Genomic DNA, 12,161 nt, shown 5'->3' on the forward strand with positions numbered 1-12,161 from the left:
CCTGAGGGTAATCGGTCACTCGTTGACACTAGTTATCACAGCCTTTTGTTTTCATCGCTCCCAGGCCGCCGGGACGGCGGTCAATCAGTCCCTTGAGCCCTATGCGTCATTCCCCACGGTCCCGAAAGTCCCCACCGTCCAATTCATGGGACCATGCCTTATGCGTCGTGAGTCCTCGCCCCGGCGCCGAGCCAACCGGTCCCCACGGTCCCAGGCGTCCCCTGGAAACGGCTGGTATCAATGACTGAGGCATTCCCCCCACGGCCAATTTTGCCCTTGCCGGAGCCCAAGCTCCTTTTTTCAGGTTACATTATGGCATCACACTTGTCTTGGCGTTGCCCGGCCAACTCACCGGCATGCCACCCCATTCGCAACCAGGCTTCCAGCCGTCCCCCAACGGTACCTTTTTTCTCATGCCCCGTAAAAAGCCCGAATTGCTTTCACCGGCCAGCGACGCCACCTGCCTCAAAGCGGCTCTTGACGCCGGCTGCGACGCCGTGTACGTCGGCCTCAAAGATTTCAGCATGCGCAGTGCTGCGGCCAATTTCAGCCAGCCAGCGCTGCGACGAGCATCGGCGCTGTGCCGTAGCCGCGGCGTCAGACTCTATCTCGCAGTAAATACGCAAGTGTACCAGCAGGAACTGCGCCGTCTTGATGCCCGTTTGGCCGCGGTCGCCGGCTTGGTTGATGCGGTGATTTGCTGGGACCCAGCCGTGATTGAAGCCTGCCGGCGCCACGGTATAGCCATCCACATTTCGACGCAGGCTTCGGTCGCCAACGCCGCCGCCGCGCGTTTCTACCGCGGGCTGGGGGCGACGCGCATCGTCCCGGCCCGCGAATGCACCTTGCCGGAACTGCGTCGCCTGCGTCGGCAAGCAGGCATTGAGATCGAAGTCTTTGCCCATGGCGCCATGTGTGTCAGTGTTTCCGGCCGCTGTTATCTATCCCAGGACAGCTACGGCAAGTCCGGCAACCGCGGGGAATGCCGGCAGAATTGCCGCCGGCCCTTCCGCGCCATCTGCAGCGACGGCGAAGGCGATTACGAAGTCGAAGACCACTATCTCTTTTCCGCCAAGGACCTCTGCACCCTGCCCTTTCTTGACCAGCTGCTTGACGCCGGGATTGATGCGCTCAAAATCGAGGGACGCAATCGGCCGGCAGATTACGTCGCCTGCATCACTAGCTCCTACCGGCGGGCCATTGACGCATGGGCTCGGGGCGCTCTCGACCAAGAACTCAAGGCGGCTCTGATGGAAGAATGCCGCACGGTCTTCAACCGCGATTTCTCCAGCGGCTTCTTTCTTGGGCGCCCCATCAGCGACTTCACCGACACCGATGGCAGCAAGTCTACGGAACAGAAGGAACGCGTCGGCAAGGTCATTAACTATTACCGCAAAGCCGGCGCGGCCCACATCTGGGTGCAGAATTACACCATCCATGAGGGCGACCAAATCCTCATTATGGGCCCGACCACTGGCGTCGTCAAACAAGTTGCCGGGAACATCCGTTGTGAAAACGACCCGGCGCGAAACCCGCCTCAAACCATCACCATCGCCTTGGACACGGCCGTCCGCGCCAACGACGAGGTGTACCGCCTGGTCGCACGGACGACTCCCGCGCGGCAATAGCCACCCCGCCTCCCAGAACCTCCAGCTAAGGAATCTCCATGTCCCCTCTGATTGCCGACACCAGGGCGCTAACCGCCATTTGTGAAGAAGCCGCAAAGCAAGACCTGGTCGCTATCGATACCGAATTTGTCTGGACCAACACCTACCATCCACGCCTGGGACTCATCCAGCTGGCATGGGATGAACAGCACAGCCACCTGCTTGATGTCCTGGCCATCAATGATCCGACGCCCCTGCAGATACTGCTGGATAACGCCACGGTCACCAAGGTCTTCCATGAAGCGGCCAGTGATCTACCCATCCTGCGCCGCTGGTGCGGCGCCTTGACGGCACCGCTCGTGGATACCCGCATTGCGGCAGGCTTCTGCGGCCTGACGGCGACCATGTCGCTCAACCGACTGCTCACCAGCGAACTCGGCATCACCCTACCCAAGACCGAAACGCGCACCGATTGGCTGCAACGGCCCCTCAGCGATGCACAATTGCAGTACGCCGCCAGCGACGTCGCCCTGCTGCCAAAACTCTACCGCACCCTAGAACACAAAATCGACCAGCTCGGTAATCTCCCCTGGTTCAAGGAAGAAATGGCCAGCTACAGCCATAACGGCTACTACGGTGAAACCAAGCCCGACGAGTGCTGGCGGCGGGTCAGCGGCATGGGCAGTCTCAGCGGCATCGACCTGGCCGTACTCAAGTCACTTGCAGCATGGCGTGAACAAACCGCACAGGAGCTTGACAAGGCCCGCCCGCGAGTCATGAAAGACGAACAGCTCGTCGTCGCCGCCCGCCTTCACCCCAAAACACTCGCCGACCTGAAAAAGATTCCCGACTATTGGCCGAAGCTCATCGAGAAATTTGGCGAGGGCGTGCTTGCCGCTGTGCAGCGAGGCCTGGCCATGCCCCAGCATGCCTGGCCAGTCTTGCCGGGCATGCGCCTGCCCAGCGCTGTCATCAAGCAACGCAGCAACCGCATCCTCCAGGTGGTCCAGAAGCGCGCCAATGAACGGCAGATCGACCCACAACTGGTCGCAGCCCGCAAAGATGCCGAAGCGCTGGTCTTCGCCGCGCAGGCCGGCAAATGGCCGGTGCACCATCAGCTGCTGCAGGGATGGCGGCGGGAACTCACCGGCGATGTCATCGAAAACCTCGTCACCGGCAATTTCAACGACTGAAGCGACGTAGCGCTGGTGGCCTAGCGACAAGGGGCGCGCCAGGCGGCGGCGTTGCGCCTTGATGCTGCAGCCAGGGCGCATGGGGCAATACGTCAACTTACATGGGCGGCGGCATATCGGCGGGTGGCGGTGCCATGTCGCCTGGCGGCATCATCATATCACCACCGACCGGGGCGACCGGGGCTGGCGGCGGGGCATCCGGCACCACGAACCAAGTGGTCATTTCACCATAGCGGGTGATGGCCGCAGCATAGAGCTTATTGGCTGCCTTCCCATCCTCCGGCGCAGGAATGGTGATGTCGGCCTGCTTGCCACGGGGAACGACCTGCACCTTGGGTGAGAGCAGGCGAAGTTTCTCAGCCGTGTACTGCGCGTCTTCACTTTCCGGCGTCACACCCCATCTTTCGCGGCCAGCCTTAACAATATTTTGCATGGCCAGCAGCGGATCAAAGGCCAGCAGGCTACTGCTGTTGGGCTGGATGATCGCCACAATGTGCTCTTCCCGCAGGTCACTTTGCGGCAGGTCGCCGGGAGCCATGTACACTCGTACCGCCACATAACGCGATGGCGGCTTTGGCCAGCCGATGCGAAGATGGTTTGACGTGATGTAGTCAATGCTCAACGTCGGTGCCGCATCGCCATTCTGACGGAATTCCAGCCATGGCGTCGCCTCAATGAACGAATAGAAAAAGCGTGGATGGCTGACGCGGACATCGCCGTCCTGCTGACGCCAGAGCCCATTGGGCTGCACCAGCCGCCCCATGACAAATTCCCAGGCGCCGTAAATGGCGTCCTGGACCTCTTTTTGCTGCGTGGATGGCAGGAGAGGCAAGGCCAGGCGGAGGGTGTTTACAGCCGCGTCCGTGGCGCAGAGGTCGCCGCGGTTGTCCTGTCCGGGTGCGGCCAAATCATCTGGCTGAAACGCGTAGATATTCCAGCCTGCCAATTTTGCGCCCCCCATGTCGCGCCGCTGGACTTTGAGAATATTTTCGCAGAGCTGTGTTGCCATCGGCACCGGCGTGTTGTCCACGCATAACCACGGCGTGAGATGTTCCGGGCGGTCACTGCGCTGGATATTGCGGGTGCGGAAGCTGTTCTCGATGATGCGCCGGGTGACCAGCAGGTTCGGTCGGTCGTTCACCGTCCACAGGCCGGTGCGAGGATCCTGCAGGCTCTGCAGGCGCTGCAGAAGACGCTGTGACCAGCCATCTTCGAATGCCGGGCTGCATTTGAGAATCCGGCCAGTGTTGTAGATGTACACCAGATAAGGCACGGCATGCAGCATGTGCATCCAGTCGCCCTCGACCATTTCCATGTAGGCTTCCAACTGCTGGTTGCGGGACAGATTGGGCAAAGACACCGTTCCCCCCAGAAAATTCCACGGGGTGTTTTTGCTCAGTCCGAAGAAAATATGCATGGGCAATTCGTCATAGTCCGGGTTTGGGGCCAGACTACCCGTTTGTGGATCCACGCGCTGTTCTTTCATCATCACATTAGCGAACGTGTCGCGGGGGTTAATCTCTTTCCAGGACAGGTCCGCAAACCACGCCGTGCCGGACTGGGGATTGTTGAGATTGATGTACAGGCCGCCTCCCGTTGGCAGAGCGAGCTGAAAATCGTCAATCTGCTCGGGATCACCATTACCACCGTCATCATTCTTGAGCAGGTCGGCAAAAGAGCCGAGGTTATCTGCGGGGGCTTCTTCAGCCGGGGCGGCGGCGTCATCTGTCGTGGTCGCCACGACATCAGGTGTCGTCTTCAGTGCAACATAAATGGGCATATCCACGTAGTAGCAGAACCACGGGAAGGTCCCCCGCGTACGGAAGATGCCGGTGGCCTCGTGAACGAGCTTGTCGTTGGCGTCTTTGAGGTGCAGACTGACGGTGGGTGCGGCATGCCACAGCGCTGCCCCGGCACCAGTATCCTTCCCTTTAATCCAGATAAAAACACGAATCATCCGGCCGCGCAGCTTCTCCAGCTGCTCCAGACCGATGATTGGCTTGGCCGGCACCACATTGGCACCGCCAGCCACACACAGCGAGGGGAGCGTGGATTTCTTGAATTTGTTGTCGACCGTAATGTTGCCGTCAAGCCCCTCCACCTGTTCGGAGGCCAGTACGATCTGCCACGGCACGATCCGAGTGAAAATATCAGTCTGACCGTGCATGAAACAGCGCCAGAAACCAGCATCGGGCGCTGGCAGAAGCTGTCCGCGCCGATCGGGCACCCACAAATTGTCAACACGATCCTTGCCATAGAGCACCACTCGGCCGGTGGCAGACACCTCGGGCTCCATTGCGACCGGCTCGGCTGGCGCCGCCGTAGTCGCGTCGGGATTAGCGGCAGCGCCCTCCGTTGCCAACAACGCCTGAAAATCGATGGCGGGGTCCGGTGCCTGTGCAACCACCCGCATCATTGAACACACCAACAGAACCAAAAGCGCCATGACAATCTGTCGCTTCATGCCAAAATACCTTCCTTGAAAACCCGCTGGTTTTGATCATGTAGTGAGGGTGACTAGTTGGAGCAGCAGCGCCGCAAGGCAACGCCGGAAAAGACCTCTTAGTATAGTGACAAGTCAGCTCAAAAACAACTGCCGACACGGTGATGCACAATGCTTTTCCAAGAAACTCGCAAACCGATCGGACCGATCAGACCGATCAAATCGCCGGATACGTCCGATCCGTCCGCGATAAAAAACAAAAGAAGATCAGACCGATCAGACCAATGCTCTTAACTTAACGATTTCCCTGGCACCAGTTGTTTCAACCAAAACAGCCTATTGTCATCGCGGCATTTCATCGCTCAAAACCTCGGCGAATGGTCACAAATCAACTCCCCGTCAACCATTGCCAGCACACTCAGTGAAGAGCATTGGACCGATCAGACCGATCAACTCGCCGGCCCCATCCGCTCCGTCCGCTCACCTCGCGTGTCGATCACAGTCGCGGCCTTCCCGCCAGCAGCTGCAGGTAGTCCATGCGTTCGATATAGAGCCAGTTGAGGGTTTCGATGTGCATAAAAAAGTAGAAATACTGCCGTTCGTTTTCGGTAGTGAAAATGCGGCCGTTGCGCGTCAGCCACATTGCTCTGAGCAGCGACTGGTTGTGGAATGTCTTGTTCAGGCTCTCTGGGCCTTGCCGCCGGCCGGGCAGTATCTGCTGGCCACTTTGGGCGACTACCGTACCGGTGCTGTTGACCAAGTATTTGTTTTTCACGAAGCGCCCTCTATTGCCGGTTCGCGATAGCATTGCCACCAGCGTGTCCACACTGATGTCGGCGCCGACCACGCCAATGGGCTCGCCCTGGCTGTTGTACATGGCCTGACTGCAGGTCACCATGCCGCGCTGGTGCATGCTAATATCCACGTAGGGATCACCCCACACGGCCTGTCCCGCCGGCACCGCCAGCGCCGCGTTGTACCAAGGACGTTCCCGACCATCATACTCCGCCGGGTAGTCGCCATGATAGGGAAAACTGACATGCAGACCATCGGCCAGACTGATGTACACCCAATTGAACAGGGGCGGCTGACCCGCGAAGAGCGCTTTGCAGATCGCGTCGTCACTCTCGCAAAAAGCATCGCCAAGCTCAACGCTGAGAAGCCGCAGGAAAGAATGCCGCAGGGTCGCCAACGCAGCAACCGCGCCTGCAAAATCAGCAAGTTTTTCCCCCGGCGCCACCACGCAGACCGGGTGTTCCAGGGATATTTGCTGCATATAGCCATCGGCGTAGCCAAGGCCGGGTGGCGCCGTGAAGGGCTTCTGGCTGTCCTGTGGACCGTAGGCGCGCACCGGCGGCACGGGTCGCGTCCGCGCGTCTTCCAGCCGCCACGTCGCCTCATTGGCCAAATCCGCCACAAGCTTTTCGTAGTCCTTCATGCGACGATCGAAACGCGAACCACAGAGCAAGCCGTTGGTAAAGACCTCCGAAAACACTGCTTCGGTCTGTTTCTGCCGGAGCTGGTTTCGATTCTCCCGGTAGAGTGAATAAGACGACAGCGACAGCAGCAATAACGCCATGAGGCCGCCAGCGAGCGTCGCGCCCTTGTAGTGGCGCCGGAACTGATAGCGCATCTCGACCCAGAATCGGTGCGGATTGGCGGCAACACGCTCGGCCTGCAGGAAGGCCCGCACATCGTCCAGGAGTGCCTCGACCGTCGAGTACCGTTCGTCGGGGGGGATCGCCAGCGCCTTGCGGATGATCATGACGAGGTCCTCGTCCACCGCGCAACCGAAGGCATGAACATAGGGCTCCACCTCGGCATGCTTGGCTTTGGCCAACGCCTCTTTCGTGTCCTTAGAGACATAGGCGGGTTTGAGAAAGACGATTTCAAACAGTATCAGTCCCAGTAAGTAGATGTCCGAACGGCAATCGTAAGGCTGACGATTGATAACTTCCGGCGAGATATACTGCAGGGTGCCCGACGGCCGCTTGCGATGGAAGGCCGCCGGGTCGGTCTCGACCTGCTCGGCAATCCCCCAGTCCATCACGTAGGTCTCGTTGAAATTTCCGATCATGATGTTGTCGGGCTTAAGATCGCGGTGAATGACTTGATTGTGATGGACGTAAGCGATGGCCTCGCACACCCGCTGAAAATACTCCAGGCGCTGTTTCAGTATGGTGTTTTCGCTGCGGATGATCAGCCGGCGGGACATGATCTCGTACTGCTCGCGCAGCATCGCCAGATACTGCGACAGGGTCTTGCCCCGAACCAGCTTCATGGCCAGGTGCAGGCCCTTGTCGGCATCGCCGTAGATCCCGTACACCGGGATGATCGAGGGGTGCTCCAGCTGCGCCGTGATCTTCGCTTCCGTAATGAAAGCCCGACGGTATTCCGGGCGCACTTTGAGCTCGTCGTGCAGGGACTTCACCGCCACCACGCGGGCAAACTTGCGGTCGCGAGCGCGACTGATGCTGCCCTGCCCGCCGGTAGCAATCTCCTCCTCAAGCTGGAAATTGGCTTCGACATCGTAGAGGTCGTCCAGCGTTGTATCCGCGTCAATCTGGTCATTGGCGACAGCGGCGCGGTAGTCCGTCGTCGCAAATTGGGTCACGGGCGTTTTGTTGCTCAGATCGCGCCGCGGCAGGCTGGTGCTCGTGCGGGCAAAGGGTCGCAACGTCATCAGGCGCAGGACAGTCTTCTTGATGCCTTGCACACGTGTCAGTGGTTTTGGCGTCTCGGCCGGCTCCGCGATCGCCTCATGCTGCTCGCTCACCGACGTTTCGGCAGATTCGATTTCGATGGTCCTGGCAACATCTCTGGCGAAATTTCGTGCGGGCTGCTTGTCGTCGCTCATGCGTCTGGTCCCTGCTGGCTGCAACTGTGTCGGCTCTCGGGCAATGCCTAGAACAATAACCGACAGCCTAGGAAAAACAAGACCCATACAGGCAAGCGCAGTACATGCTTGTACTGGCGCTGCCAGCAAAATCGGACGCGACATCACCCCGCCGAAATGCCTGACTACCTCGCTGACGCTGTTGCAAAATACCGTTTTTACAATACAGTTTCTTTTCTTTTATGTATTCTGTATGTATTCCGAATGATTAGCCCCACGAGCTGTTATTGGAGAGCCCGATGACGGATTACCTTGCCTCTTTGTCCTCTTTTGCCGCCACTGAACGCGTCGCGGCCCTGCAGCAGCTGAGCGGCCAGACGGCCTTCCCGGCGGAACGCGACTGGGTGAACATGCACATCCACACTTTCTTCTCCTACAACGGCGAGGGCTGGTCGCCATCACGCGTGGCCTACGAAATGAAGAAGCTGGGCATCTACGCCGCCGCCGTCTGCGATTTCGATGTCCTTCAGGCGCTGGACGAATACCTCGCCGCCAGTGACCTATTGCGCCTGCGCGCCGCCGTCGGCTTTGAAAGCCGCGTCTTCTTCCGCGAATACGCCACGCAAGAAATCAACTCGCCCGGCGAACCCGGCGTCTTCTACTTCATGGGCATGGGCTTTGTCCGTCAGCCACCGACCGGCAGCAATGCCGCTGCGGTGTTTGCCGACATGCTCAAGCAGTCCCACGCACGCAATCGCGCCGTCATCGACCGCGTCAACCGCAAGCTCGGCTCTTGGCAACTCGACTATGATCGTGACGTCCTGCCCCTGACGCCGGACAAAAATGCCACCGAGCGCCATATCATCGCCGCCTTCAACCAGAAGGCCCTGGACCACTTTGGCAGCGCCACCGCCGCCGCCGCCTTCTGGGCCGCACTCTTCAACGCCGACCAGCAGGAGCTCGCCCTGAAAATCCAGGACCGCAATGCCTTCAACGAGTACCTGCGCGGCAAACTCATCAAGCGGGGTGGCATCGGCTATGAACAACCGACGGACAAGACCTTCCCCGCCCTGGACAGCGTCATCGCCATGATCAAAGAATGTCGCGCCATTCCCATGAGCGCCTGGCTGGACGGCAGCAGCGCTGGCGAAAGCAAGCCCGAAGAACAGCTCGCATGCCTCGCCGCCAAAGGCGTCGCCGCAGTTAACATCATCCCCGACCGTAACTGGAACTTCAAAGACCCGGCCGTCAAGGCCGAGAAGGTCGCCGCACTGAAACGTTATGTCGAGGCCGCACAGGCACTCAACATGCCCATCAATGTCGGCACCGAAGGCAACAAGCCCGGCCAACGCCTGGTTGACGATTTCGCCAGCGAGGCCCTCAAGCCCTTCCACCAGACTTTCCTGGAAGGCGCCCAGATCATCGTCGGCCACACCCGACTACTGCGCTATGCCGACTTCTCCTACATTGACCCCGACACCCAGGGCCTCTTCGCCTGCCAGGCCTGCCGGAACCGCCTCTTCGCCGCTGTCGGCGCCCTGCCCGCTCCCGACGCCGCCACCCGCAACAAACTGACCGCCATGGGCGCCAGCAAAGCCTTCGCCTACCTTCAGGACAGCGCCAAGGCCGGCCAATGGCGCTAAACGGACGCTGACGAGACAACGCCGTTTCAACGTACAAAACCCGTACCCTGCCGATAGTTCCTTCACTTTCATTCATCAGAGCCAAGGAGTAACCATGCTTCCCGAACTGCCCCGCGAACAGATCGAAAAACGCTATGACGACGCCCGCAGCCAATTCCGCGCCATCGGCGTGGACACGGACAAGGCCCTCGACACTCTCAGCAACGTGCCCATTTCCCTGCATTGCTGGCAGGGCGACGACGTTCGCGGCTTCGAAGTCCACGACAGCAGCGTCAGCGGCGGCGGCATCATGGCCACCGGCAATTACCCCGGGCCCGCCACCGACGCCACCATGCTCCGCCAGGACGCAGAAAAGGCCATGAGCCTCATCCCCGGCAAGAACCGCTTCAATCTCCACGCTATCTACGCCGAAACCAACGGTAAGGTTGTCGATCGCGATCAGATCGGCCCCGAGCATTTCGCCCGCTGGATGGACTGGTCCAAAAAACGCAACATTCCCCTGGATTTCAACCCGACCTTCTTCGCCCACCCCAAAGCCAATGACGGCTACACGCTGTCCCACGCCGACGCCGGCATTCGCCGCTTCTGGATCAACCACGACAAGGCCTGCCGCCGCATCGCCGAAGCCATGGGCCGCAATCAAGGCACGCCCTGTGTGGTCAACCACTGGGCGCCCGATGGTCACAAAGACCAGCCCGTCGACCGCAAAGGACCCCGTCAGCGCCTCATGCAATCCTTGGACGACATTTTCGCCGAGTCCATCGACCCGGCCTTCTGCAAAGATGCCGTTGAATGCAAACTCTTCGGTATCGGCAGTGAAGACTACGTCGTCGGCTCGCACGAATTCTACATGGGCTACGCCCTCACCCGCAAGATCATGCTCTGCCTCGACATGGGCCATTTCCACCCCACCGAGACCATACATGACAAGATCTCGTCCATCTTCTGCTTCAAGAACGAGCTGCTGCTCCACGTCAGCCGCGCCATCCGCTGGGACAGCGACCACGTCGTCATCCTCAATGACGACATCCGCAACCTCTTCCAGCAGATTGTCCGCGGCGACTACCTGAGCAAGACCAACATCGCGTTGGACTTCTTTGACGCCAGCATCAACCGCATCGGCGCCTGGGTGGTTGGCACCCGCGCCGCCAAGAAGGGCCTGCTCTGCGCCCTCCTGGAGCCCACGGCCATGCTCAACGACTTCGAAAACAATGGCGACGGCGCCATGAAGCTGGCCATGCTCGAAGAGCTCAAGACCTACCCGGTCGGTGCCGTTTGGGATATGTTCTGCCTCAAATATGGCATGCCCGCCGGTAGTAGCTGGATCAACAGCATGACCAGCTACGATCGCGACGTCATCCGCAAACGCTAAGCACCACCCGCATCGCGTCGTTAGTGGCGCCCCGCCGTTTCACTGGTGACCAATCACAGCCGTGACGCAGCGGGGCATTTTTCCCTCACCCTTGATCTTCTGCAGCCGAATCACCATCATGCCCACACCCTACATCATCACCGTCATGTCCCACGACCGCGTCGGCATCGTCGCCGACGTCACCCACGCCGTCCGCTCGCTGCAAGGCAATCTCGAAGACATGAGTCAAACCGTGATTCGCGGCTACTTCACCATGATCCTCCTGGCGCAGTTTCCCGACGGCACGGGCGAAGACGCCCTCCGCAAAGCCTTCCGCGCCATCACTTCCCTCCGCGACTGTGAAATCGGCATCAAGCCTTTCATCGTCGACGAAGATGAAAACGCCGACAGCAGCGGCGACAATCTTTACGTCCTCACCGCCTCCGGCCCGGACAGCATCGGCCTGGTCGATACCCTCGCCGAGTACCTCCGCCAAAAAAATATCAACATCGTCGATCTCAGCACCAAGTCCGCCAACGGCCAGTACACCATGATGTTCCTGGTCAGCCTGCCGGAAAACAGCGACGTCGGCAAACTCAAACGCAGCCTGCAGATCGCCGTCGAAAACATCGGCCTCAGCGTCGGCCTCCGCCACCAGGCACTCTTCCGCGCCGCCAACGAAATCTGATCCGACCGATCCGACCGATCCGACCGATCCGACCGATCCGACGACTTGATCAGTCCGATCTGTCCGATCCGACCGATCCGACCGACTTGATCAGTCCGATCCGACCGATCAGTCCGATCAGTCCGCGACAAAAGGGTGCAATTCCCAAAAGTGGGTAGCGCCTCTGCAGCCAGGCCATTGAGTAAATCGGCGTAGAACATGTTCCAGTTGTTGGTTTTAAGCTGACACCGCAGGTGGAGTGCCGCCTCCGCGTTCTCCAGCTTCCAGAACGTGCCCGCACCTTTGATTCTCAGGTTCACGATTCTGCGCACGGCGCTTTCAATCGCTCCAGAGCCAATCGGCTGTTTCTCTCTGCTGAGCCTGGCATAGTCAATTGCCGACATGTTGGTTTTGAAATACG

Annotated in this window: 7 protein-coding genes; 5 read left to right on the top strand and 2 right to left on the bottom strand. The window is 59.7% G+C overall.

Annotation, left to right across the window (positions count from 1 at the left end; genetic code table 11):
- Positions 1–413 precede the first annotated feature (413 nt).
- Positions 414–1,628, top strand: a complete 1,215-nt coding sequence (locus tag J3R75_RS17835) for a U32 family peptidase (protein ID WP_307264533.1) — start codon at positions 414–416, stop codon at positions 1,626–1,628.
- 38 nt (positions 1,629–1,666) lie between these two features.
- Complete coding sequence (gene rnd / locus J3R75_RS17840) at positions 1,667–2,800, top strand: ribonuclease D (RefSeq protein ID WP_307264536.1); 1,134 nt, start codon at positions 1,667–1,669, stop codon at positions 2,798–2,800.
- A 97-nt stretch (positions 2,801–2,897) separates the two neighbouring features.
- On the opposite strand, the gene J3R75_RS17845 is transcribed toward rnd, so the two are convergent.
- Positions 2,898–5,264, bottom strand: a complete 2,367-nt coding sequence (locus J3R75_RS17845) for a hypothetical protein (protein ID WP_307264539.1) — start codon at positions 5,262–5,264, stop codon at positions 2,898–2,900.
- 475 nt (positions 5,265–5,739) lie between these two features.
- Positions 5,740–8,100 (bottom strand): serine/threonine protein kinase, encoded by a 2,361-nt coding sequence (locus tag J3R75_RS17850; RefSeq protein ID WP_307264542.1) that lies wholly within the window; start codon positions 8,098–8,100, stop codon positions 5,740–5,742.
- A 278-nt stretch (positions 8,101–8,378) separates the two neighbouring features.
- Between J3R75_RS17850 and J3R75_RS17855 the strand changes: the two genes are divergently transcribed.
- From J3R75_RS17855 to J3R75_RS17865, 3 genes are all read left to right on the top strand, one after another.
- Positions 8,379–9,722 (top strand): PHP domain-containing protein, encoded by a 1,344-nt coding sequence (locus J3R75_RS17855; protein WP_307264545.1) that lies wholly within the window; start codon positions 8,379–8,381, stop codon positions 9,720–9,722.
- 94 nt (positions 9,723–9,816) lie between these two features.
- Positions 9,817–11,094, top strand: coding sequence for an L-rhamnose isomerase (locus J3R75_RS17860; RefSeq protein ID WP_307264548.1), 1,278 nt, complete (start codon positions 9,817–9,819; stop codon positions 11,092–11,094).
- Between the two features lie 118 nt (positions 11,095–11,212).
- Entirely contained in the window at positions 11,213–11,761 is a 549-nt protein-coding gene (locus tag J3R75_RS17865) for a glycine cleavage system transcriptional repressor (protein WP_307264551.1), read from the top strand.
- Positions 11,762–12,161: the final 400 nt, after the last annotated feature.

This window comes from Oligosphaera ethanolica, assembly GCF_030814695.1.
Taxonomy (GTDB): domain Bacteria; phylum Verrucomicrobiota; class Lentisphaeria; order Oligosphaerales; family Oligosphaeraceae; genus Oligosphaera; species Oligosphaera ethanolica.

Excerpts from the sequence above, each read along its gene's own strand:
- J3R75_RS17845 (WP_307264539.1), bottom strand. The coding sequence starts at position 5,264 with ATGAAGCGACAGATTGTCATGGCGCTTTTGGTTCTGTTGGTGTGTTCA.
- J3R75_RS17860 (WP_307264548.1), top strand. The coding sequence starts at position 9,817 with ATGCTTCCCGAACTGCCCCGCGAACAGATCGAAAAACGCTATGACGAC.
- rnd (WP_307264536.1), top strand. The coding sequence starts at position 1,667 with ATGTCCCCTCTGATTGCCGACACCAGGGCGCTAACCGCCATTTGTGAA.
- J3R75_RS17865 (WP_307264551.1), top strand. The coding sequence starts at position 11,213 with ATGCCCACACCCTACATCATCACCGTCATGTCCCACGACCGCGTCGGC.
- J3R75_RS17835 (WP_307264533.1), top strand. The coding sequence starts at position 414 with ATGCCCCGTAAAAAGCCCGAATTGCTTTCACCGGCCAGCGACGCCACC.
- J3R75_RS17850 (WP_307264542.1), bottom strand. The coding sequence starts at position 8,100 with ATGAGCGACGACAAGCAGCCCGCACGAAATTTCGCCAGAGATGTTGCC.
- J3R75_RS17855 (WP_307264545.1), top strand. The coding sequence starts at position 8,379 with ATGACGGATTACCTTGCCTCTTTGTCCTCTTTTGCCGCCACTGAACGC.